This is a genomic window from Actinomycetospora soli (assembly GCF_021026295.1).
Classification (GTDB): Bacteria; Actinomycetota; Actinomycetes; order Mycobacteriales; family Pseudonocardiaceae; genus Actinomycetospora; species Actinomycetospora soli.
Genome location: NZ_JAJNDA010000007.1, coordinates 47,606 through 70,832 on the forward strand (window position 1 = coordinate 47,606; position 23,227 = coordinate 70,832).

A 23,227-nucleotide genomic window follows, 5' to 3' on the forward strand; every position below is an offset into this window, starting at 1 on the left:
CCTCCAACGCGATTCGGACACGGGTTCCGGGAGGATGGTCATCCATGTCCGGAACAGACGCGACCCCTGCAGCGACCCCCGGACCGCTGCCGGGCCCCCCGCTCGCGGTCCAGCTGACGACGGCGGGTGCGCTCGGTCTGGGCCTGCTCGCGGTCCTCCGGACGACGACGGGCCTGGGCGGTGTGGGCCTGCTCGGCGGGCTCCTCGTGCTGGTCCTGGGCACCGCCCTGCTGGCGCGCAGCGGCGTCCGCTCGCTCGGCCCGGCGGGCAGCGTGACGCTGCTGCGACTCGTCCTCGTCGCCGGCGTCGCGGCCCTCGCGGTCCAGCACCTCGCAGGTCGGCCCATCCCGACCGCCGTCCTCGTCGGGCTCGCCGTTTCCGCCCTCGCGCTGGACGCCGTCGACGGGTGGGTCGCGCGGCGCACGGACACCTGCACCGACCTCGGCGCACGCTTCGACATGGAGACCGACGCGTTCCTGCTGCTCCTGCTCGCGGTGCACGTGGCGGCCGACCTCGGGCCGTGGGTGCTGCTGGTCGGCGGGATGCGCTACCTGTTCGTCGCCGCCGGCTGGGTGTGGCCGTGGTTGCGCGGGGAGCTCCCGACCCGGTACTCGGCCAAGGTCGTCGCCGCCCTCCAGGGCGTCGCGCTCGTCGTCGCGAGCACCCGGCTCCTGCCGGGGTGGGCGGAGGCGGCGCTGGTCGGGGCCGCGCTGGCCGCGCTCGTGTGGTCGTTCGGGGTGTCCGTGGAGTACCTGGCGCGCCACGCCCGCAGCCGGCCCGAGGAGCCGGCCACCCCCGTCGTCGGGAAGGACTTCTCGTGGTGGCGGGGGCTGGCGACCGGGCTGGCGGTACTGGTCCTCGCCGTCACGCTCGTGGCCCCGCGGGACCCGTCGGCGCTGGTGTGGGGCTCCTACCTGCGGCTGCCGATCGAGGGGATCGCCGGGCTCGCGCTGCTGCTGCTCCTGCCCGACCGGTGGCGTCGGCCGCTCGCGTTGGTGGCGGGGGCCGCGATCGGGCTCGGGGCGGTGCTCACGGCCTTCGACGTCGGGTTCGTCTCGGTGCTCGCCCGCCCCTTCGACCCGTTCCTGGACAGCTCCCTGATCGAGGACGGGGTCGGCTTCGTCGGCTCGACCTACGGCCCGGCGGCCGAGGTCGCGGCCCTGGTGGGGGCGGTGGTCCTCGCCGTGGTACTCGTCGGGGGCGTCGGGCTCGCCGCTCGGCGGGTCGCGGTGGCGGCGGCCCGGCACCGGCGGGGCTCGCTGCGGGTGCTCGCGGCGCTCGCCGGGGTGTGGCTCGTCGGGGCGGTCGCGGGGCTCACCGCGGCCCCGGGCGTCCCGGTTGCGGCGGCGACCGCGGCGTCCGCGGCCGTCGACCGCGTCGACCGGACCCGGACCGCGCTCGCCGACGCCGAGCGGTTCCGGGTCGAGGCGGGCTCCGACGCCTGGGCCGCCACGCCCGGCCCGGACCTGCTCGGCGCGCTGCGCGGCAAGGACGTCGTCGTCGCGGTGGTCGAGAGCTACGGGCGCTCGGCGCTCACCGACCCGGGCCTGGCGGGCACCGTCGACCCGGCCCTCGACACCGGCCAGGCGCGCCTCGACGGGGCGGGCTACGGCGCCCGGAGCGGCTTCCTGACGTCGAGCGTGGTCGGGTCGGGCAGCTGGCTCGCGCACGCCACCCTGCTCTCCGGCCTGCGGGTGGACAACCAGCAGCGCTACCTCACGCTGACGTCGTCGGACCGGTTCACGCTGTCGGCCGCGTTCGCCCGGGCGGGGTGGGAGACGGTCGCGATGCAGCCGGGCACCACCCGCGCCTGGCCGGAGGGCCGGTTCTACGGCTACCAGCGGGCGTACTCCGTGCACGACCTCGGCTACCGCGGGCCGGCGTTCGGCTGGGCGTCGATGCCGGACCAGGTCGTGCTGGACCGGCTCTCGCGTCTCGAGCTGGACCGCGCGGACCGGGGGCCGGTGATGGCCGAGGTCGACCTGGTCTCGAGCCACGCGCCGTGGACGCCGTTGCCGCGGATGGTCGACTGGGACGCGATCGGCGACGGCTCCGGCTTCCACGCGCAGGCGGCCCCCGGCGCGGTGGGGCGCACGGACGCGCAGGTCCGCGCCGACTACGCCCGCTCGGTGGCCTACACGATGGACGCGTTGACCTCGTGGGTGCAGCGCTCGGCCGATCCGAACCTGGTCGTGGTGGTCGTCGGCGACCACCAGCCGGCGCTCACCGTGACCGGGCCGGGTGCGGGACGCGACGTGCCGGTGTCGATCCTCAGCCGCGACCCCGCGGTGCTCGACCGTGTGGGTACGTGGGGCTTCACCCCCGGGCTGCGTCCGACACCGGAGGCACCGACCTGGCCGATGGAGGCGTTCCGCGACCGGTTCCTCGGGGCGTACTCGGGTGCGCCTGCACAGTGACCGTCGTCACAGTACGGCTCGATAACATCAGGGCCGCCGCGAGCGAATCCATCTGCGAGCCCGGCGCCGTCAGACCCCCGACCTGACGGCCCGGGCTCGTTCACGTTCCGGGCCCGATCCGGGCGGGACGCGCGACGGGCACCGGCCCGGCCGTCCCCCGACGGCGGCCGGTGCCGACGCCCGTCGCTCGATCAGCGTAACCCGTCCGTGGAACCGACCGGACGGTTTCTCCCGCTCGACGTCACCAACCGTGCGCAACCGCCGTATCTGCCCAGTTGGGGCGGCGCGCCTCCCCAACCGGGCCATTCGCTGCTGAGACGCTGCTCAGATGACCGCCACGGAACTGCCCGAGGAGGCGTTCGTCGTCCTTCCCGACGACGAGACCGGTGCGGTCCTCGAGCACCGCGACGAACTCACCGCCCGGGCCGAGTCCTACGCCCGCGGGGCGCGGGCAGAGAAGACGTGGGCGGCCTACGAGCGGCAGTGGGCCCGCTTCGAGGCTTGGTGCGCCGTGGTGGGGGAGCGGGCGCTGCCCGCGGACCCGCTGACGGTGGCGCGGTTCCTCGCTGACCTCGCGCCGCGGTGGCGCCCCGCGACGCCGGCTGATTCGCCGATGTCCGTGGTGGCGGGGCAGGTCCGGGAGCGTGGCGGGATGCGGCCCGGGACGCTGCGCGGCTACCTGGCGGCGATCTCGGTGGTCCACCAGACCGCCCAGCAGGAGAACCCGAGCCGGTCCGAGGCGGTGCGCCGCACCCTGGCCGGGATCGGCCGCCACCCCGCCGTCGCCCCACCCCGCCGGCGCGCAGCGGCCCGACGCGACCCGCTGCTCGAACTCCTCCGGGCGCTGCGGCCGGAGAAGTCCCTGGCCGACGCCCGTGACCACGCCCTGCTGCTCGTCGGGTGGAAGGCCGCGCTGCGCTCCGACGACCTCGCCCGACTGCGGATGGAGGACCTGCACGCCTCCGAGCAGGGCCTGTCAGTGTTCATCGCCCGCTCCAAGACCGACCAGACCGGCCACGGCACCACCCTCGGCATCGCCGCCCCCGACGCAGCGATGGGGGAGGGGAGTGGGGAGTCGACGCTGCTCGACGCCGGTGCCGCGTGGATTCGCTGGCGCGACCTGCTGGGCTCTCACGGCATTACGGGCGGCCCCGCCTGGCGCGGCGTCGACCGCTACGGCCGCCGCCCCCGCGCCGGCGGGCTGCACCGCAACTCCATCGCCGAGATCATCAAACGCCGCGCCGCCGCGGCCGGTCTTGAGGACGCCCAGCTGTGGGGCGGGCACAGCCTCCGGCGTGGGTTCGCCACCGAGGCCATCGCCGCCGGCGTCCCCGAACGCGACGTCCAACGCCACGGCCGCTGGCGCTCCCGCGCCTCCATGGACCCCTACATCGACGCCGCCCGCACCTTCGACCCCACCAACCCCACACGCTGGCTCACCTGACGCAACGCCCCATTTCTCGGATTTTTTTCTCTAGGAATTCATGCAGGGTGCCGGAGCCCGCGCGGAGAATGGTTGCGTCATAGCTCGCGTAGACGCACCGCCGCCGAATCGGAACATAGGCGTCGGACCGGGATTCCAGAAACCGGGCGGGCGCTGCTCATGGCGACGAGTGGTCGACGGGGCGCCGGCGCCAGGTCAACCGAAGCGGGCATCCACCCCGCTTGAACCTCTACTGCCGCGCACGTTACAGAGTGAGCGGGTCAGGCGAGCAGGTGAACTGCTCCGGGCGACGCCGCCGGCTGTTCGCGCCCCTCTCGACGCCCCGTCCTCATGAGAGGGCCGCTGCCCCCTCCGATCTGGTCAGCACGGCTGTGTTGCCGGACGTACGAACTGCTTCCGAGCCCGATGGCTCGGCGGCCTGAGCCGGATCAAGCTGGTGGGTCCACTGGTCGGGCGCTGATCGGGGTTGCACACGCTCCGGCCCGAGAACCTGGGCCGATGGACCCGTGCCGTGCACCGTCTCGAGCTCGTGGAGTGCGACCTCGAGATCCGCGACCAACTCGTGCGCGTCGATTCCCGAGCCCTCGCAGGCAGTGACGCCGACCGCGATGCGGCCGTCGTGGGTCACCACGGTCAGGTTCAGGCCCTGGCCCCGCGTGACGACCGATGCCGGGAAGTTCTCGATCAGGCGACACCCGTGCCAGTAGAGCGGCGTGGTGTTGCCCGGCACTGTCGAGATGGTGAGATTGAAAGGAGGACGCGACGGTAGGGGCAGTCGTTCGAAGGCGCCTACGACCGCGCCACCCATGGTTGCTGCTAGGAGGCAGGCTGCGCTGATGGGGTCCAGCGCCGCCGCGATCGCCTTGTTGCGCGCCATCGACGCATGGACCCGCTGCAGGCGGCGGGCCGGGTCGGGCTCGTCGGTCGACAGCCCGCAGATCACAGAGGTGATGGCGTTGCCTCGAACCATCGCGGAGTCTCGACTGTCTCGCCGCGACACGGGGACCAGAGCCGTGAGTTCCACGGCGGGCAAGGTGCCGGCCCGTTCGAGATGCCGACGCAACCCGCCGGAACAGACGGTCAGGACGACGTCGTTGGTGGACACTCCCGCAACGCGGGCGATCGCCCGCAGTCGATCCAGCGACGCCGACGCGCCATCGAACGTCCGGTCCTGGTCGACCTCGCCGTTGAAGGTGGTCGCAGGCGCGGCGAACGGAGTCGCCACCGAGCCGGTGAGAGCGGAAGCGCCTGCAGAGGCTATCGCCCCCGCGGAACGCGCGGCGGCGAGCGGGACCGTGATCGGGCTTTGCGCGACCTGGCACACGGTTCCCCACCAGGAGCCCTGTGGTTTCCGGTCGAGCGGCTCGGCGGGCGACAACCACGGAGCGGTCCCCTCCCCGTCCGGCTCGACGGCCAGACCGCGGGTGAAGTGCTTGCTCGCCGCCACACCGTCGAAGAGGGCGTGGTGAATCTTGCTGACGAGGGCGAAGCCGCCCCCCTCGAGGTTCTCGATGAGCCGGGATTCCCAGAGCGGTCGATTCCGATCGAGCGGTTCGGTGTGGAATCGGCCCACGTGATCGTGCAGTTCCCGAGGTCCCGCGTGCCCTGCCAGGCGGACCCGGAGGACGTGCTGCGTGAGATCCGGGTCCGGCACCGACTGCCAGGTGTACTGACCAGCGGTCCACCAGGAGCGCACAGGACGCAGACGGAACTCCGACTTGAGCCTGCTCGGGTCGGTCAGTTCCGCGTACAGCCGGTCGATGAAGTCCTCGCCCGCCTGATGCTCCGGCGGGGGCCCGAACACCTGCACTCCAGTGACGTGTGTGAGACCTGCGGGACCCTCCACCCAGAGCCAGGCGGCGTCGAGGGGGCTGACGAAGGGCATGAAATCTCCTCGTACGAGTCGCGCGAGCACATGTCCACCACGCCGGTCGCCCGCCGGACGGTCCCGGTCGGGGGAGAGCGGGCCTCGTGGGATGCCTCTTCAAGAGTGGACAGCAGTGGAGGCAACGTCAAGACATAGAACGCTTTGATGTCTACTACTGCGAGAGGCTGACGCCGGACGTCGCCCGCCGAGACCGAGAGCTCGGGGCATGCGCGCGCGAAGGGTGAGTGCCGGACCCGGCCACCGGAAGTCGGAGGATTCGGTCCTTGTCGGATGAACTACCGACTAGTAGGACAGTGGCCGGTCGTGTGTCCACGTCGCCGCGTGAGCACGACCTCGAGCCGAGGGAGAGTGGCCATGGCAATGCGGGTCCGTACGGCGGCCGTCCGGCGGGCGACGAGGATGATGGCCCCGCTCCTGGCGCGGCGCACACCCGTGCCGCTCCAGCGCTTCGGCATGACCGCGGCGCTCGCTGCCATCGGGAAGCCGGGGGACGCGCGTGTCTCCCCGATCACGCTCGGCGGCGTCCGGGGCGAGCGAGTGCGCCCGGCAGACGCCGATCCGGCGACGGTGGTTCTCTACCTCCACGGAGGGGGATACGTAACCGGCGCGGCGCGTGATTTCCGGGCCCCGGCCGCCGTGCTCGCGGATCGGCTCGGCGCGGTCGTCATCACCCTCGACTACCGCAAGGCTCCGCAGAGCCGACACCCCGGCGCCCTCGACGACGCGGAGGCCGCCTATCACGCGCTGCTCTCCTCCGGGTTCTCGGCGGAGCGGGTCGCGCTCGTCGGCGACTCCGCGGGCGGCGGCCTGGCGCTGTCGTTGGCGATGCGCGTCCGTGATGCCGGTGATCCGCCCCCGGCCGTGGTCGGGCTCATCTGTCCCTGGGTTGACCTGAGGCCCGACATCGCCGGAAACCGGCCCGACAGCCCCGCCGACCCGTTGCTGCGCAGTTCCTCCCTCGCTCGCTGGGCGGCCATGTACGCCTCGGGGAACGCTCATGATCCGTCGCTCTCACCGGTGCTCGGCGACCTCTCCGGGCTACCGCCCCTGGTCGTGCACTCCGCCTCTGACGACCCCCTGGCGAGTGACGCGGACCAGCTGGTCGCCCGGGCGCACGAGTGCGGGGCGCCGATCGTCCACCAGCGCTACGCAGGGCTCTGGCACGACTTCCACCTGATGCCGGGTCTGCATCCCGCAGCGTCCAGCGCGCTCGGGGACCTGGCCGCCTCCCTCGCCCGCCACCTGCCCCCGGAGGCGTCGGCGAGGCCACGGGTGGCCGTCATCGGCGCGGGGATGTCCGGGCTGTGCATGGGTGCCAAGCTCCGCGGCGCCGGGCTCCACGACTTCACGATCTACGAGAAGGCCGACGAGGTCGGCGGCACCTGGCGCGACAACACCTATCCCGGCCTCAGCTGTGACGTCCCGTCGCGCTTCTACTCCTACTCGTTCGCGCCGAACCCCGGCTGGAGCCATGTGTTCCCCGAGGGAGCGGAGGTGCAGAGCTACTTCCGACGCAGCGCGGACCACCTCGGTCTCCGTCCGCACGTCCGCTTCGGCGCCGAGGTCGTCGAGGCCTCCTGGGTCGACGGCCGCTGGCACCTGCGCGTCGCGGACGGGACGACCGACGTCGTCGACGTCCTCGTCACCGCCACCGGCGTCCTCCATCACCCGAGCGTCCCGGACATCGAGGGGTTGGACAGCTTTCGGGGGGCGAGCTTCCACTCGGCGCGCTGGGACCACTCGGTGCCCCTCGACGGCCGCCGCGTCGGACTGATCGGCACCGGCTCGACCGGGACCCAGATCCTCTCGGCTCTCAGTACTCGGGTCGATCGACTCACCGTCTTCCAGCGCACCGCCCAGTGGGTGCTCCCGATCCCCAACCCGGCGTACAGCGCACTGTCCCGCGGTCTTCTGCGTCGGGTACCGGCCCTGAGTCGGCTCAGCCACCGCACCTATCAGCGACTGATGGAGGCGACCTTCGGTCGCGCGGTGACCACTCCGGGGTTGGTCCGGTCCGCCGTCAACGCGGCGTGTCGGCTCTCGCTCCGGTGGGGCATCCGTGACGCGGTCCTCCGGGAGAAGCTGACCCCGCCCGACGAGCCGATGTGCAAGCGTCTCGTCATGTCTCCGTCGTTCCATCGCGCCGTCCAGCGGGGGGCCGTCGACGTCGTGACGGATCAGATCAAGCGCGTGGTGCCGGACGGGGTGGTGACCGAGGACGGCACCGTCCACGAACTCGACGTCCTCGTCCTCGCCACCGGCTTCGACGCCCGCGCCTATGTCCGACCCATGGCGGTCCACGGTTGCGGCGGCGTGACGCTGGACCAGCAGTGGGAAGACGGCCCGAGCGCCTACCGGACCGTGGCCGTGCCCGAATTCCCGAACTTCTTCATGATCATGGGTCCGCACAGTCCGATCGGAAACCATTCTCTGATCGCGGTCGCCGAGGAACAGGCCGAGTACGTCCTGTCGTGGATCGACACGCTGAGGCGGGAGGGGATCGCGGCCGTGTCCCCGACCGAGCGGGCCACCCGCGACTACAACCGCAGCATCCGGGAGGAGATGCCGCGCACGGTGTGGTCGACGGGCTGTGCGAGCTGGTATCTCGGGCCGGACGGGGTTCCCGAGTTGTGGCCGTGGTCGCCGGCCGCGCACCGGTCGATGATGCGCACGCCGGTGCCTGAGGACTTCGTGGTCGTGGACGAGGCCGGCCGGTCGCAGAGCCCGACGATCTGAGACGGTGCCGGTAGACGGTCTGGAGCGGCTGGTTAGTGAGTGCTAACGTCGGCCCATGGCGATGCCGCCGGTCACCTTCGCGGGATTTGGCGATGTCGTTTCCCGGGGCGCGGCGGCCCGACCGCTCGATGAGGAGCACCCGTGACCGAACTCGACGCCCTCGCTGCGAACTCCGTCCGCCGGGTCAACGTGGGGGACATGTTGACCCGCACTGCATGGCGACTACCGGACAAGGAGGCGGTGGTCGACGGCCCGCGTCGCCTCACCTACGCCCAGCTCGACGTCACGGTCAACCGGCTTGCCCACGGCCTGCTCCGCGCCGGCTTCGGTCGCGGCGACGTGCTCGCTCTCGCCAGCGGGAACAGCCTGGAGTTCCTGCTCGTGTACTACGCCTGCGCGAAGACCGGCGTGGTGTGTGTGCCCGTCAACCTCGCGTGGGGCCCGGACGAGGTCGCGTACGTGCTCGAGCACTCCCGAGCCCGGGCCGTCGTCGTCGAGAGCCAGCTGGCGCCACTGGTGGAGCGCGCGCTCGAGCGCGCCGTGGCGCACGAGGTGGCCGAGGTGTTCGTTGCGCCGGGCACCGGAGTGGCGTGGGCGCCAGGGCCGGTCGGGACGTGGCAGGACCTCGAGGTGCTCGGTGCGCATCCCGACGCCAGCGAGCCGCGGTGCCTGGTCGAGGACCGCGACCCACTGAGCTACCTCTACACGAGCGGGACGACCTCAGCACCGAAGGGAGTCGTCAGCAGCCACGTGGCGGTGTACATCGAGTCGCTCAACGCCCCGCTCGTCCTCGGGTTCTCCGCGAGCGATCGCTCGGTGGTGATGATGCCGCTGTTCCACACCGCGCAGTTGAACGGCTTCACCACGGGGCTGCTCTACGTCGGTGGTACGGCCGTACTGATGCGGGCCTTCCAACCGGGAGAGCTGTTGCGACTCATCGAGGCGGAGCGCATCACGCAGATTTTCGGTCTGCCGATGATGTACCGAGCCCTGCTCGATCACCCGGACATGGGTCTCTACGACCTGTCCTCGCTGCGCCTCGCGTTGTACGCCATGGCGCCGATGCCCGACACCGATCTGCGGCGTGCGATCGAGGCGTTCGGATGCGACTTCGCCCTCGGTTTCGGCCAGACCGAGATGAACCCCCTGACCACCGTCTTCCCGCCGGAGTACCAGTTGACCCACCCCGGGTCGGTCGGTCTCTCGGTCCCCAACGTGCAGGTCGCCATCATGGACGATGCCGGGGACCTCCTGCCAGTGGGCTCCGAGGGAGAGATCGTTTATCGGGGGCCGCACGCGATGGAGGGCTACCTGAGGAATCCCGAGGCCACCCAGGAGGCCTTCCGAGGCGGTTGGTTTCATTCCGGCGACGTCGGCCGCTTCGATGCGGACGGGTTGCTCTGGTTCGCCGACCGCAAGAAGGACGTGATCAAGACCGGAGGGGAGAACGTGGCCTCGATCGAGGTCGAGAAGGCGTTGTACGAGACCGAGCCACGCATTCAGGAGGCGGTGGTGATCGGGTTGCCGCATGCGCGCTGGTCCGAGGCGATCACCGCGGTGGTCACCGCCCGGGAAGGCGCCGACCTCGACGCTGCGCAGGTTCTGGCCTCGGCGGGGGAACGGTTGGCCGGCTTCAAGTTGCCCAAGGACGTGATCTTCGTGGCGGAGATGCCTCGCACCGCCACGGGGAAGATTCAGAAGAACGTCCTGCGCGAGCAGTTCCGGAACCACTACGACGGAGCGTGACGAGGTCCCGGCCCGTCCGCGGGCCGGGACCCACGCGGGCTCAGAGGCCCATCAGCTTGGCGACGATCTCCTTCATGATCTCGGTGGTGCCGCCCCCGATCGAGAGGATGCGGGCGTCGCGGTAGTGCCGCTCCACCTCGGACTCGCGCAGGTATCCCATGCCGCCGTGCAGTTGCACCGCCGTGTCGACCGCGAGGTCGCAGGCGTCGCAGGCGACGTTCTTCGCCATCGAGATCTTCGTGACGTCGGTGTCCCCGGCCAGCGCTGCGTCGATGGCGGCGCGCGAGTACGTGCGTGCCACGTCCACCGCCGTCGCCACGTCGACGATCTTGTGGCGCACCACCTGTCGGGTCGACAGCGGACGGCCGAACGTCTCCCGCGCTCGTACCCAGTCCAACGTGAGGGCCAGGCACCGTGCTGCGGTGGCGTACGCCTGTACTGCGAGGAACGCGCGTTCGGTCTGGAACTGCCGCATGATCTGCACGAAGCCCGTTCCCTCCGCGCCCACCAGGTTCGAGACGGGCACGCGGACGTCGTCGAAGCCCAGTTCGGCCGTGTCGGAGCAGAGCCACCCCATCTTGTGCAGGCTCCGGGAGACCGAGAAGCCCGGCATGCCCTTCTCCACGACGAGCAGCGAGATCCCGTGAGCGCCCGGCCCGCCGGTCCGCACCGCCGTGGTGACGAAGTCGGCCCGGACCGCCGAGGTGATGAACAGTTTCGCGCCGTTCACCACGAAGTGATCGCCATCACGGCGGGCGGTGGTGCGGATCGCGGCGACATCGGAGCCGGTGTCGGGCTCGGTGATTCCCAGGCTGCCGATCTTCTCGCCGGCCAGGGTGGGTCGCGCCCACCGCCGGATCTGGTCGTCGTCGGCGTGCTCGACGATGTGCGGCAACGCGATGTTGTGGGTGAACAAGCTCGCGAGCACCCCGGTGGAGGCGCCCGCCTCCATCATCGCCTCGGTGGTGACGGCCATGTCGCGCAGGTCGCCGCCGGAACCGCCCACGTGCTCCGGGAAGCCGATGCCGAGCAGACCTGCCTCGGCCGCGGCGCGGTGCAGGGCGAGGGGCAGCTCGCCGGATTCCTCCCACGCCGGGAGGTTCGGCACGATCTCCCGACGCGTGAAGGTGGTCGCCAGTTCGCGGAGGGCCGACCTCTCCGGGGTGTTCCAGGGATCCTCCGGCGTACGTCCCTCGCCGAGGGCCGAGTCCCGTCGCTCGTCGAGCTGTGTCACGGTCTGCACCTTCCAGATCGGAGTCGGACCGGCGTCCGAGCGTTGTGGCGCCGGTTAGTCGCGACTAACATCGCATGCCTGAGTCCCGTCGTCGAGGCCGAGCCGGAGGTGGTGATCGGGGTGGACGTCCTGCCTGATCGCGTGGATGTCGAGTCGCCGACGTTCCGAGACAACCGACAGGGCCTGCTCGCCCAGATCGAGGAGATTCGGGGCGAGCTGGCGAAGACGAACGCCGGCGGGGGCGAGAAGTACGTCGCCCGGCACCGCAAGCGTGGCAAGCTGCTGGTGCGCGAGCGGATCGAGATGCTGCTCGACCCGGACTCGGCGTTTCTCGAGCTCAGCCCGTTCGCCGCGTGGGGAACCCAGTACCCGGTCGGAGCCAGCGTCGTGACCGGGCTCGGCGTCGTCGAGGGCGTCGAGTGTGTGCTGATCGGTCACGATCCGACCGTTCGAGGCGGGGCGTCGAACCCCTACACCTTCAAGAAGGTGTTCCGAGCGATGTCGATCGCGCGCGAGAACGAGCTGCCCATCGTCAACCTCGTCGAGTCGGGCGGGGCGGACCTCCCCACGCAGTCGGAGATCTTCATCCCGGGAGGCCAGCTCTTCCACGACCTCACCACGCACAGCGCGGCGGGGATGCCCACGGTCGCCCTGGTGTTCGGCAACTCCACCGCAGGCGGGGCCTACGTCCCCGGGATGTGCGACTACGTGGTCATGGTGCGCGAGCGCGCCAAGGTGTTCCTCGGCGGACCGCCGCTGGTCAAGATGGCCACGGGCGAAGTCTCCGACGACGAGTCCCTCGGTGGCGGCGAGATGCACGCCCGGGTCTCGGGGTTGGCGGATTACCTGGCCGAGGACGAGCAGGACGCGATCCGCATCGGCCGTCGCGTGATGGCTCGGCTGAACTGGCGTAAAAAGGGGCCCGGTCCGAGCCTGCGGGCGGATCCGCCCCGCCGCGACCCGGGCCAGTTGATCGGCGTGGCCTCGGCCGACCCGAAGGTCCCGTTCGATCCCCGCGACGTGATCGCACGGGTGGTGGACGGGTCCCGCTTCGACGAGTTCAAGCCGCTGTACGGCCAGTCACTCGTGACCGGCTGGGCCTCGATCCACGGCTACCCGGTCGGCGTCCTGGCGAACGCGCAGGGAATCCTCTTCAGCGAGGAGGCGGAGAAGGCCGCGCAGTTCATCCAGCTCGCCAACCAGATCGACACGCCGCTGGTGTTCCTGCAGAACACCACGGGCTACATGGTCGGGGCCGCGTACGAGCAGGGTGGGATCATCAAGGACGGCGCGAAGATGATCAACGCCGTCTCCAACAGCGCGGTCCCGCACCTCACGATCACGATGGGCGCGTCCTACGGCGCGGGCAACTACGGGATGTGCGGGCGCTCCTACGCCCCGCGCTTCCTGTTCAGCTGGCCGAACGCGCGCTCGGCCGTCATGGGGCCGGCCCAGCTCGCGGGGGTCATGTCCATCGTGGCCCGGGAGTCCGCCGCGAACCGGGGACTGGACTTCGACGAGGAGGCGGACACCCGGCTGCGGGCCGCCGTCGAGGAGCAGATCGAGCGGGAACAGGTGGCGCTCGCGAACAGCGGGCGCCTGTACGACGACGGGATCATCGATCCGCGCGACACCCGCACCGTGCTCGGTATCTGTCTGTCCGCCGTGCACTCCACCGAGGTCCGTGGCCGCCGTGGCTACGGCGTGTTCCGGATGTGAGGTCCGTGCCCCCGATCACCAAGCTCCTCGTCGCGAACCGCGGCGAGATCGCCCGTCGTGTCTTCCGGACCTGTCGCGAGCTCGGCATCGCCACCGTCGCGGTGTTCTCCGACGCCGACGCCGACGCCTGGCACACGGCTGATGCCGACGAAGCTGTCCGGCTCCCCGGCGCGGCGCCGTCGGAGACCTATCTCGACGTCGAGGCCGTCGTGGCGGCTGCTCGACGTGCCGGGGCGGACGCCGTCCACCCCGGGTACGGCTTCCTCTCCGAGAACGCCGGCTTCGCCCGAGCCTGCGAGGCCGCGGGCCTGACCTGGATCGGCCCTCCGCCCTCTGCCATCGAGTCCATGGGTTCCAAGCTGGCGGCCAAGGCGATGATGGCGGATGCAGGAGTACCGATCCTGCGCGGCGGGGATGCCACCGGGCTGGACGCCGACAGGCTGTCGCGCCTGGGCGCAGAGATCGGTTACCCGCTGCTGGTGAAGGCCAGCGCCGGCGGTGGTGGGCGTGGGATGCGCATCGTGGACGGGCCCGGTCGGTTGACGGACGCAGTGGCGTCGGCCGGGCGAGAGGCGGCCGCCGCCTTCGGCGACGGAACCGTGTTCCTCGAGCGGTACGTGACCCGCCCGCGCCACGTCGAGGTCCAGGTCATGGCCGACGTGCACGGCACGGTCGTGTCGCTCTTCGAGCGCGAGTGCTCGGTGCAACGGCGGCACCAGAAGGTCGTCGAGGAGGCGCCGTCGCCCGCCGTGTCCGGGACTCTGCGCGCTCGGATGGGCGAAGCCGCGGTGCGCGCGGCCGCCGCCGTCGGCTACGTCGGAGCCGGCACGGTGGAGTTCGTCCTGGACGAGGACGGCACCTTCGCGTTCCTGGAGATGAACACCCGGCTGCAGGTCGAGCACCCGGTCACCGAGCTGATCACGGGTCTGGACCTCGTCCGCCTCCAGATCCTCGTCGCCCAGGGTGCGCCGCTGCCGCCCGAGGCGTGCTCGCCGAGCATCGACGGGCACGCCGTCGAGGTCCGTCTGTACGCCGAGGACCCGACCCAGGACTACCTGCCCCAGACCGGCCGCCTCGTAACGTTCGAGGTGCCCCGGGCCGGAGGGATCCGGGTCGACACCGGCGTGCGCAGCGGGTCGGAGGTCACCCACCACTACGACCCGATGCTCGCGAAGGTCGTGGCGTGGGCCCCGACGCGTGACGAGGCGCTGGGGAAGCTCGCAGCAGCCCTCGCAGCGTCGAAGGTGCACGGCGTGGTCACCAACCGCGACCTGCTCGTGCGCACCCTGCGCCATCCCGAGTTCATCGACGGCGGCACCGACACCGGCTTCCTGGAGCGCCACGATCCGGGCGAGCTCGGCGCCTCGTTACTCAACGACCCGGAGCTGGCGTGGCACGTGGTCGCCGCGACCCTGGCCCTCGTCGCCCGCCGCCGCAGCGACGCGAGGACCCAGCCCACCATCCCGGCCGGGTGGCGGAACAATCCGTCGCAACGCCAGCGCACGGTGTGGGCCACGGCCGCGGGCGTCGAGCTGGACGTGCGCTACGACCTCGACGAGGGGTTGGTCGCCGTCGCCGTGGACGCCGTCGAACTGGAGCCGACCCGGGTCGTGGTGATGACGCCGACCCTCGTGGTCCTGGAGGCCGGAGGTCTGCGCCGGCCTTACGACGTGGTGCTCGACGGCGAGGTCGCCCACGTTGACAGCAGCGTCGGAGGGATCTCGTTGACCGAGGTCCCCCGTTTCGTCGACCCCTCCGCCGTCGTCGCCCCCGGCTCGCTGACGGCACCGATGCCGTCCTCCGTGGTTCGGGTCGACGGCGAGGTCGGAGCCGCGGTCCGGTCCGGCCAGCCGCTGGTCGTGCTCGAGGCGATGAAGATGGAGCACACGGTCTTCGCGCCCGCGGACGGAGTCCTGCGCAGCCTCGCCGTGAAACCCGGGGACCAGGTCGGTTCCGGTGACGTGCTGGCCGTGGTCGAGCTCGAGCAGGAGGCCGCCGACCAGTCGGCTACGAACCACTGAAGGACCGGGCCGGCCGGCCCGGCGAGGAGAGGAACGGTGAGCATGAGCCTGCACGAGACCGAGGAGATCCGGGATCTGCGCGCGGCGGTCCGCTCGATCGCGAGCACCTTCGGGCACGAGTACTACCTGGAGAAGTCGAAGTCCGGGGAGAAGAGCACCGAGCTCTGGACCGCGGTGGGCAAGCAGGGCTTTCTCGGCGTCAACATCGCCGAGGAGTACGGCGGTGGGGGAGGCGGGATCTACGACCTCCACGCCGTCGGGGAGGAACTCGCGGCGGCCGGATGCCCCCTGCTGATGACGGTGGTGTCCCCTGCGATCTGCGGCACGATCATCCAGGCCTTCGGTACGCCGGAGCAGAAGCAGCGCTGGCTGCCCGGCATCGCGAGCGGCGAGATCATCATGTCGTTCGGGATCACCGAGCCGGATGCCGGGTCGAACTCCCACAACATCTCGACCACGGCCGAGCGGGTGGGTGACGAGTACGTCCTGCGCGGGACGAAGTACTACATCTCCGGCGTCGACGAGGCCGAGGCCATCCTCGTCGTCGTCCGGACCGGCACGGACGAGAAGGGGCGGGGCCGCTTGAGCCTCGTGATCGTCCCGGCCGACGCCGCCGGCCTCCAGAGAACGATCATCCCCGTCGAGGCCGTCACGCCGGAGAAGCAGTTCACGCTCTTCTTCGACGAGGTCCGGGTCCCGGCCGAGAACCTCATCGGGCAACCGAACGACGGTCTGCGCCAGGTGTTCCTGGGGCTGAACCCGGAGCGGATCATGGGAGCCGCGCTCGGTAACGGGATCGGCCGCTACGCGCTGGACAAGGCGTCGGCCTATGCGCGGGAGCGCACGGTCTGGAACACGCCGATCGGGGCTCACCAGGGGGTGTCCCACCCCCTCGCCCACGCCAAGATCCAGGTCGAGTTGGCCCGCCTGATGACGCAGCGGGCCGCCAGCCTGCACGACGCCGCGGACCCCGCTTCAGGCGAGGCCGCGAACATGGCGAAGTACGCCGCAGCCGAGGCCGGCATCCTGGCGCTGGATCAGGCCATCCAGACCCATGGCGGTAACGGGATGGCCACCGAGTACGGGCTCGCGACCCTCTGGGGACCTGCCCGGCTCATGCGCACCGCGCCGATCAGCCGCGAGATGATCCTCAACTTCGTGGCGCAGCACAGCCTGGGTCTTCCCCGGTCCTACTAGGCCGGGGGAATCGACGGGAGGGGACGGCGATGTCCGGCGGAATCGGTGGGTGGGTGACGAAGCGCGCCTTCCTCCACGGGGAGAAGGTCGCGCTGGTCGCGGGCGAGCGACGACTCACCTACGCCGAACTCGATCTCCGGACCGACCGGGTCGCGGCCGGCCTCGCGGATCACGGCGTCCGGCGTGGCGATCGCGTGGCGGTCCTTCTGCTCAACTCGATCGAGTTCCTCGAGCTGTTGCTGGGATGCGCGAAACTGGGTGCGATCCTCGTTCCGGTCAACGTGCGGCTCTCCGCGCGGGAGATCGGGTTCATCCTCTCCGACTCCGGCGCCGACGTGTTCGTCTTCCACGCACCGCTCGGCGGGGCCGCCCGGGCAGCGCTCGGTGAGCCCGGCGTCCGAGTCCGGCACACGCTGCTCGTCGGGGGGGAGCCGGCCGACGAGGAGCAGGAGTTCGAGGCGTTCGTCGCCGCCGGCGAAGCGGGACGACCGGCCGGGGAGATCGCCGGCGCCGAGGTCGCTTTCATCATGTACACCTCGGGCACCACGGGGAGCCCGAAGGGCGCCATGTTGACCCACGACAACATCTGGTGGAACGCGATCAACGTCCTCGGCACGGAGCAGGGACTCCGCCACCAGGACGTGACCGTGACCGTGGCGCCGATGTTCCACATCGGCGGGCTCGGGGTGCACAGCCTGCCGCTGCTCTACGTGGGGGCGACGAACGTGGTGCTCCCGACGTTCGACCCCAGAACGACCCTCGCCGCCATGGTCGAGCATCGCGCGACCGTGCAGTTCATGGTGCCTGCGATGTGGACCGCTCTGACCCAGGTCCCCGACTTCGACTCCTACGACCTCTCGGCGCTCACCTTCGGTATGGGAGGTGGTTCCCCGTGCCCGCTGCCCCTCCTGAGCTTCTTCCAGCAGCGCGGCCTGCCGTTCACCGAGGGGTTCGGTATGACGGAGACCGCGCCACTGGTGTCCGTGCTGGACGCCGCGCACGTCACGTCGCACGCCGGGTCCATCGGCCGGGCGGCGATGCACGTCGAGGCCAGGATCGTGGACGACGACGACCGGGACGTCCCGCCGGACCACGTGGGGGAACTCGTCGTCCGTGGCCCCAACGTGTTCGTCGGGTACTGGATGCGCCCTGCGGAGACCGCCGAGGCGTTCCGGAACGGCTGGTTCCACACCGGGGACCTCGGGCGGATGGACCGTGAAGGATTCATCACCCTGGTCGACCGGAAGAAGGACATGATCATCTCGGGTGGGGAGAACGTCTACCCGATCGAGGTGGAGCAGGTTCTGTTCGGCCACCCGGACGTCCTCGACGTCGCCGTGGTCGGAGCACCCGACCCACGGTGGGGAGAAGCCGTGGTCGCGGTCGTGGTTCCTCGCCGGGACGGATCCTCGGGTCCGAGACTCGACCGCGACGCACTCATCGCGTGGAGCCGGGACAGGCTGGCCCACTTCAAGTGTCCTCGAGAGGTGCACGTGACCGAGGAGCTGCCGCGCAACGCGACCGGAAAACTGCTCAAGACCGCACTCCGCGCGCGCTACACGGGCGTCGAGGGTGGGGTGGTGCGCCGCTGAGGCGTGGATCGTGCCTCAGCCGCGCTGCCGTCGTCCCGGGACCGACGTCACGAGTCCTGCCTCGGCGCGGGTGCGCTGAACTCATCGGCGCCGGAGGACGTGACCGAGGTGATGCCGGACCCGTAAGTCCGGTGCAGAGCCGTCAGGATGTCCCCGAGCGGCAGGTCGTCGTACGTTCCACGGTCGGCGAGATACTCCATGTACGTGCTCCCGCCCGGGCCGTACGGGTGGAGCAGGGCGTCGTGCTCGCCGTCGAAGGTGATCGGGTCGACCCCGAAGCGCGCGCACAGCTCCGCGTTGAACGCGGGTGTGGCCTTCACCCACCGGTCGTCGAGGAACAGCTCCGCGTACCCGTGGTAGACGAACACGTCGAGGCCGCCCATCTGCTCGCGTAGTCGTGGCGTCTGGAAGTGGTTGCGGACGTCGGCGAAGCCGAGGCGGGCAGGGATCCCGACTGCGCGGGCGCCCGCGGCGAGCAACACCGCCTTCGGGACACACCAGTTCCGCGTGGACCTCGCTACGGCGCTCGCTCGGTACTCCGCCGGGTCCGTCGAGCAGGTGAACGGGTCGTACCAGATGTGATCGCGCACGGAGTCGAAGAGCGCGATGGCACGCCCTGTCGGTGAGGACTCGGAGCCGACCGCCGCCATGGCGAAGTCGCGGACCACGGGCGAGTCCGAGTCGACGAAGTGCCCCGGGCTCAGATGTTCCTCCTGCGGCATGCTCACAACGATCCCTCTCAGGTCGACGCGGGCGCCCTCGACGGAGCGCCCCATGGACACGATGCCATGAGTCGTCAAGTCTTGACGGTGCGAGCCGTCGTGTCCATTCTGGGGGCATGCGCCCGCAGAGTGGTTGGCGACAGGTCTCCTGGCAGGCCAGGGTCTGTGCGCACGTGGTGCGGTGGACGGTGCGCCCGTTGATCGAGCTGGTGCCCGATACCGACATCGTCATCCGGTCGACGCGTCGAGCGCTCCGCGCGTTCACCGACGTCTGGAGCCGGCCCCACCCGGCGGTGACGATCCGGGCGGTCCGAGCCGTGGCGTCGGCCGACATCGAGGTGCGTGGGGAGTGGGTCCTCCCGCCGGCCTCGGTCGACGGGCGTCCGGACCTCTCGCGTGGTGTCGTCTTCTACGTCCACGGCAGCGGGTACGCCGTCGCTTCGGCACAGACCCACCGGGCCATCACCAGCCGACTGGCCGTCCGCAGCGGACGGCCCGTGTTCGCCTGCGACTACCGGCTCGCGCCGTCCCACCGTCATCCCGCAGCGGCCGAGGACGTGGCCGGCGCCTTCGAGTGGCTCCGGATGCAGGGTGCGGAGCCGTCGTCGACCGTGCTCGCCGGGGACTCCGCAGGTGGGCAGTTGGCCCTCGCGCTGGCATGCGAGTTGACCCGGACCGGCGCAGGACCTGCCGGTCTGCTGCTGTTCTCGCCCCTGATCGATCTGACGCTCGCCGAGGCCCGGCGATGGGAGGGTGAACGGCGCAGCGATCCCCTCGTGTCGGTGCGGCGCGTCGAACGCCTGCTCGCGCTCTACCTCGACGGAGCGGACCCGGCGTCGGCCGGTCTGGAGGTCACGCCCGAGAGCCTCGTGGGTCTGCCCACGGTGCAGATCCACGTCAGCGGCTCGGAGTTCCTGTGCGGCGACGCGCGTTACCTGGCGACATCCATCGCGTCCGCAGGAGGCGACGTCTGCCTCCTCGAATGGCCCGGACAGCTCCACGTGTTCCAGGCGCTCGCCGGCTTCGTCCCGGAAGCCACCCGCTCGCTGCGCGAGGCCGCGTCCTTCGTGCGCGGGCGACTCGATCCCGTAGGCCCCGACCCAGTACTTGGGAGTTCCGCATGACCCTCCTCACCGACCACGCCCGTCGCGCAGTCCGAGAACGACTGTCCTCGGCGCTGCTCGCGCCGCTGCCGGCGGAGGTCGATCGTCGCCTCCTCGACGGGGCGCGAAGGGCTGCGGGGACGCCGTTGGCGCCGCCGCCGGCCGCGTCCGGGCTCGAACCCGTGCTGGGCGACCAGGGTCTGCCGGGTCTGGGGCGGACGTTGGAGTACATCCGTTTCGGCTCTGATTTCACGCGGGCACGGTTCGAGCGGTTCGGTCCGGTCTCCTGGACCGGGTTCCTGGGTGAGCGGGTGGTGCAGGTCGCCGGACCGGAGGCGACGCACGCGGTGCTCACGAACGCGGACAAGGCCTTCTCCCAGGACGGCTGGCGCTTCCTGATCGACAACTTCTTCCGTCGCGGGCTGATGCTGCTCGACTTCGACGAGCACCGCTTCCACCGTCGGGTGATGCAGGAAGCGTTCACCGCCGACCGGCTGGCCGGGTACACCGACGAGACAGTGGCATGCGTGCGGGAGACCGTGCCGAGCTGGCGCCAGGACGGGCCGCTCCGGCTCTACCCGGCGCTGAAGACCCTGACGCTCGACGTCGCCACGAGGGTGTTCATGGACGACCGGCCCGGACCGGAGACCGAACAGGTCAACAAGGCCTTCGTGGACTGCGTCCGCGCGGCGAGCAGCATCGTGAAGTGGGACGTGCCGGGGACCCGCTGGCACGCCGGGTTGCGGGGGAGGCAGGTGCTCGAGCGCTACTTCCGGGCGAACCTGGCCGCCAAGCGAGCGGGCGAGGGGTCGGACCTGTTCTCGGCGCTGTGCCACGCCCGGACCGACGACGGGGAGACCTTCTCCGACGACGACGTCGTCAACCACATGATCTTCCTGATGATGGCCGCCCACGACACCTCGACCATCACCACCTCGGCCGTCGCCTACTACCTCGGCGCCCATCCCGAGTGGCAGGAGCGGGTGCGCGCCGAGACGCTCGCCCTCGGTGACACGGCCCCGGACCGAGCCGCACTGGAGTCCCTCACCACGCTGAACCACGTCGTCAAGGAGTCGCTGCGGCTGCTTGCTCCGGTCCCGGTGGTCATGCGACGCACGGTGGCCGACACCGCGGTCTGCGGGCGCTTCATCCCGGCCGGGTCGCTGGTCATGGTCGCGGCGGCGGTGAACCACTTCGATCCCGGCTGCTGGAGCGACCCGGACACCTTCGACCCGGGCCGCTTCGCCGAGGACCGACGCGAGGACAAGAGCCACCGTGCCGCGTGGACACCCTTCGGCGGCGGTGTCCACAAGTGCATCGGCATGGTCTTCGGCAGCCTCGAGGTCACCGCGATCGTGCACGAGATGCTGCGCCACCACCGCTGGACCGTCGACCCCGCGTACAAGCCTCGCTGGGACAACACCTCGCTGCCCGTCCCCTCAGACGGCCTGCCCCTGCACCTGCACCCGCTGCGCTGAACACCTCGTCCCCCCACACCATCCAGGAGGAACACCATGGTCAGATCGCCGTGGATGAACACCGACCTCGACGACTTCCGCGCGATGGCTCGGACGTTCTGCGAGAAGGAGCTCGCCCCGCACCAGGAGCGGTGGGCCGAGCAGAAGCAGGTCGACCGCGACCTGTGGAACCGGGCCGGCGAGGTCGGCCTGCTGTGTCTGTCGATCCCGGAGGAGTACGGCGGGGGAGGGGGCACGTTCGCCCACGAGGCCGTGCTGCTCGAGGAGCAGACGGCCGCCGGCGACAGCTGCTGGGGCGTCGCTCTGCACAACGCGATCGTGGCGCACTATGTCCTGGCCTACGGGACCGAGCAGCAGAAGCACGCCTGGTTACCCCGACTCGCCTCCGGCGAGTGGGTGGGCGCCATCGCCATGACCGAGCCGGGAACCGGCTCGGACCTGCAGAACATCGCCACTCGGGCTCGTCGGGAGGGCGCGGAGTACGTGGTCTCCGGCTCGAAGACCTTCATCACCAACGGCGCCCAGGCCGACTTCGTCCTCGTCGCGGCGAAGACCGACGCCGAGGCCGGCGCCCAGGGTGTGTCGCTGGTCGCGGTGGAGACGGCCCGCGAGGGCTTCTCGCGCGGTCGGGTGTTGGAGAAGGTCGGGATGAAGGGCCAGGACACCGCCGAGCTGAACTTCTCCGAGGTCCGCGTGCCGGCGACCAACCTGCTCGGCGAGGTCGAGGGCCAGGGCTTCGTCCAATTAATGCAGCAACTGCCGCAGGAGCGTCTCCTGATCGGTATCACCTCGGTGGCGGTGATGGAGAAGGCCCTGGAGGAGACACTGGCCTACACCAAGGAGCGCACGGCGTTCGGGCGTCCGGTGTTCAACTTCCAGAACACCCGGTTCACCCTCGCCGAGGCCGCGACCGAAGCCCGGGTCTGCCGGGTATTCCTCGACGACTGCATCGCCAAGCATCTCGAGGGTGCCCTCGACGTCCAGACCGTCGCGATGCTCAAGTGGTGGACCAGTGACCGCGCCATGCGCGTGGTCGACCAGTGCGTCCAGATGCACGGCGGCTACGGGTACATGGCCGAGTACCCCATCGCGCGTATGTGGACCGACCAACGGGTCCAGCGCATCTACGGCGGCACCAACGAGATCATGAAGGAGATCATCTCGCGGACGATCTGACGGCTGAGCTCCCTCGCGTCGACCGGGCGATCGAGCGTCCGCGAGGATGGGGCGGTGCGAGGGAGCGGATCGGCCGGAATTTACGGCGGGCAGAGTGCCGCGTCGCGGCGGGCGGACCGTCGAGCCCGACTGCTGGTCGCGGCACGCGAGATGTGGCGCGACGAAGGATGGACGGCGGTGACGATGCGCGGGGTCTGCGCCCGCGCCGGACTCGTCGACCGGTACTTCTACGAGAGCTTCCCGGACCGGGACGCTCTGCTGGTCGAGGTGTGGGAGGAGGAGCGGACCGCTCTCGTCGGACGCGCTCTGGAGGCCCTCGCGGGCCACGGTGGGGACACGCTCGCCGTCCAGCTCCGCGCCGTCATCGACGCCGTGGTGGACCACCTGCACGGGAGTCGGCACGCCGCGCGCATCGTCCTCGGCGAGCACACGGGCAGTCCCGTGCTCGAGCCACGACGTCGGGCGATGTTGCGGACCTTCGCCGATCTCCTCGTCGACTGGGCGGGCCCGCGGCTGCCTCGGAGTACCGATCCGACTTCCTTGCGCATGAGCGCCATGCTCGGCGTCGGTGGCTTCGCCGAAGTGATTTCGGCGTGGAACGCCGGCGAGCTCGACGTGGACGCCGCGCAGATCGCGGAGCACACCGCCACAGTGGCCGCTCTCCTCGTAGGAGGACACCTCGTCCGGTGAGGTCGGTCGGGGTCGGACGCCGGGCGGCGCCTGTCTCGCCGATCATCGTGAGCCGACCCCGACA

Annotated in this window: 15 protein-coding genes; 12 read left to right on the forward strand and 3 right to left on the reverse strand. The window is 70.9% G+C overall.

The window, feature by feature from the left end:
• The first annotated feature begins 44 nt into the window (after nt 1-44).
• Entirely contained in the window at nt 45-2,417 is a 2,373-nt protein-coding gene (locus tag LN037_RS13080) for a CDP-alcohol phosphatidyltransferase family protein (protein ID WP_230753092.1), read from the forward strand.
• Between the two features lie 328 nt (nt 2,418-2,745).
• A complete protein-coding gene (locus LN037_RS13085; protein ID WP_230753094.1) occupies nt 2,746-3,861 on the forward strand; it encodes a tyrosine-type recombinase/integrase in 1,116 nt (371 codons plus the stop codon).
• Between the two features lie 328 nt (nt 3,862-4,189).
• On the opposite strand, the gene LN037_RS13090 is transcribed toward LN037_RS13085, so the two are convergent.
• Nucleotides 4,190-5,746 carry a wax ester/triacylglycerol synthase family O-acyltransferase gene (locus LN037_RS13090; protein WP_230753096.1) on the reverse strand — a complete coding sequence of 519 codons (1,557 nt, stop codon included), beginning with the start codon at nt 5,744-5,746 and terminating at the stop codon, nt 4,190-4,192.
• 357 nt (nt 5,747-6,103) lie between these two features.
• On the opposite strand from LN037_RS13090, the gene LN037_RS13095 reads away from it, so the two are divergent.
• Both LN037_RS13095 and LN037_RS13100 read left to right on the forward strand, forming a co-directional pair.
• The gene (locus tag LN037_RS13095; RefSeq protein WP_230753098.1) at nt 6,104-8,485 is read left to right on the forward strand and encodes an alpha/beta hydrolase fold domain-containing protein; all 2,382 of its coding nucleotides are present in this window, start codon (nt 6,104-6,106) and stop codon (nt 8,483-8,485) included.
• A gap of 141 nt (nt 8,486-8,626) precedes the next feature.
• A complete protein-coding gene (locus LN037_RS13100; RefSeq protein WP_308286143.1) occupies nt 8,627-10,231 on the forward strand; it encodes an AMP-binding protein in 1,605 nt (534 codons plus the stop codon).
• A gap of 40 nt (nt 10,232-10,271) precedes the next feature.
• Here the strand turns inward: LN037_RS13100 and LN037_RS13105 are convergent, their stop codons facing one another.
• Complete coding sequence (locus LN037_RS13105) at nt 10,272-11,465, reverse strand: acyl-CoA dehydrogenase family protein (RefSeq protein ID WP_230753100.1); 1,194 nt, start codon at nt 11,463-11,465, stop codon at nt 10,272-10,274.
• Between the two features lie 120 nt (nt 11,466-11,585).
• On the opposite strand from LN037_RS13105, the gene LN037_RS13110 reads away from it, so the two are divergent.
• Genes LN037_RS13110 through LN037_RS13125 form a run of 4 tightly spaced genes read left to right on the forward strand, consistent with a single transcriptional unit; the run spans nt 11,586 to nt 17,994 of the window.
• Complete coding sequence (locus LN037_RS13110; protein ID WP_372460440.1) at nt 11,586-13,184, forward strand: acyl-CoA carboxylase subunit beta; 1,599 nt, start codon at nt 11,586-11,588, stop codon at nt 13,182-13,184.
• 5 nt (nt 13,185-13,189) lie between these two features.
• Complete coding sequence (locus LN037_RS13115) at nt 13,190-15,205, forward strand: ATP-binding protein (protein WP_230753105.1); 2,016 nt, start codon at nt 13,190-13,192, stop codon at nt 15,203-15,205.
• A 42-nt stretch (nt 15,206-15,247) separates the two neighbouring features.
• Nucleotides 15,248-16,402, forward strand: a complete 1,155-nt coding sequence (locus tag LN037_RS13120) for an acyl-CoA dehydrogenase family protein (RefSeq protein WP_230753671.1) — start codon at nt 15,248-15,250, stop codon at nt 16,400-16,402.
• A gap of 29 nt (nt 16,403-16,431) precedes the next feature.
• The gene (locus tag LN037_RS13125) at nt 16,432-17,994 is read left to right on the forward strand and encodes an acyl-CoA synthetase (RefSeq protein ID WP_230753108.1); all 1,563 of its coding nucleotides are present in this window, start codon (nt 16,432-16,434) and stop codon (nt 17,992-17,994) included.
• 47 nt (nt 17,995-18,041) lie between these two features.
• Here LN037_RS13125 and LN037_RS13130 read toward each other — a convergent pair whose 3' ends face one another.
• A complete protein-coding gene (locus LN037_RS13130) occupies nt 18,042-18,716 on the reverse strand; it encodes a transglutaminase-like domain-containing protein (protein WP_230753110.1) in 675 nt (224 codons plus the stop codon).
• A gap of 317 nt (nt 18,717-19,033) precedes the next feature.
• Between LN037_RS13130 and LN037_RS13135 the strand changes: the two genes are divergently transcribed.
• From LN037_RS13135 to LN037_RS13150, 4 genes are read left to right on the forward strand one after another with little or no spacing between them, the layout of a single operon-like run.
• Nucleotides 19,034-19,840, forward strand: a complete 807-nt coding sequence (locus tag LN037_RS13135) for an alpha/beta hydrolase fold domain-containing protein (RefSeq protein WP_230753113.1) — start codon at nt 19,034-19,036, stop codon at nt 19,838-19,840.
• On the forward strand, nt 19,837-21,297 hold the full coding sequence (locus LN037_RS13140; RefSeq protein WP_230753115.1) for a cytochrome P450: 1,461 nt from the start codon (nt 19,837-19,839) through the stop codon (nt 21,295-21,297). Before LN037_RS13135 ends, LN037_RS13140 begins: the two co-directional genes overlap by 4 nt.
• A 54-nt stretch (nt 21,298-21,351) precedes the next feature.
• Complete coding sequence (locus LN037_RS13145; protein ID WP_230753673.1) at nt 21,352-22,473, forward strand: acyl-CoA dehydrogenase family protein; 1,122 nt, start codon at nt 21,352-21,354, stop codon at nt 22,471-22,473.
• Between the two features lie 54 nt (nt 22,474-22,527).
• On the forward strand, nt 22,528-23,163 hold the full coding sequence (locus tag LN037_RS13150) for a TetR/AcrR family transcriptional regulator (RefSeq protein ID WP_308286144.1): 636 nt from the start codon (nt 22,528-22,530) through the stop codon (nt 23,161-23,163).
• Nucleotides 23,164-23,227: the final 64 nt, after the last annotated feature.

What these genes read in the sequence shown, in the direction of transcription:
- LN037_RS13080 (WP_230753092.1), top strand. Translation starts at nt 45, where the DNA reads ATGTCCGGAACAGACGCGACCCCTGCAGCGACCCCCGGACCGCTGCCG.
- LN037_RS13085 (WP_230753094.1), top strand. Translation starts at nt 2,746, where the DNA reads ATGACCGCCACGGAACTGCCCGAGGAGGCGTTCGTCGTCCTTCCCGAC.
- LN037_RS13090 (WP_230753096.1), bottom strand. Translation starts at nt 5,746, where the DNA reads ATGCCCTTCGTCAGCCCCCTCGACGCCGCCTGGCTCTGGGTGGAGGGT.
- LN037_RS13095 (WP_230753098.1), top strand. Translation starts at nt 6,104, where the DNA reads ATGGCAATGCGGGTCCGTACGGCGGCCGTCCGGCGGGCGACGAGGATG.
- LN037_RS13120 (WP_230753671.1), top strand. Translation starts at nt 15,248, where the DNA reads ATGAGCCTGCACGAGACCGAGGAGATCCGGGATCTGCGCGCGGCGGTC.
- LN037_RS13125 (WP_230753108.1), top strand. Translation starts at nt 16,432, where the DNA reads ATGTCCGGCGGAATCGGTGGGTGGGTGACGAAGCGCGCCTTCCTCCAC.
- LN037_RS13130 (WP_230753110.1), bottom strand. Translation starts at nt 18,716, where the DNA reads ATGCCGCAGGAGGAACATCTGAGCCCGGGGCACTTCGTCGACTCGGAC.
- LN037_RS13140 (WP_230753115.1), top strand. Translation starts at nt 19,837, where the DNA reads ATGACCCTCCTCACCGACCACGCCCGTCGCGCAGTCCGAGAACGACTG.
- LN037_RS13145 (WP_230753673.1), top strand. Translation starts at nt 21,352, where the DNA reads ATGAACACCGACCTCGACGACTTCCGCGCGATGGCTCGGACGTTCTGC.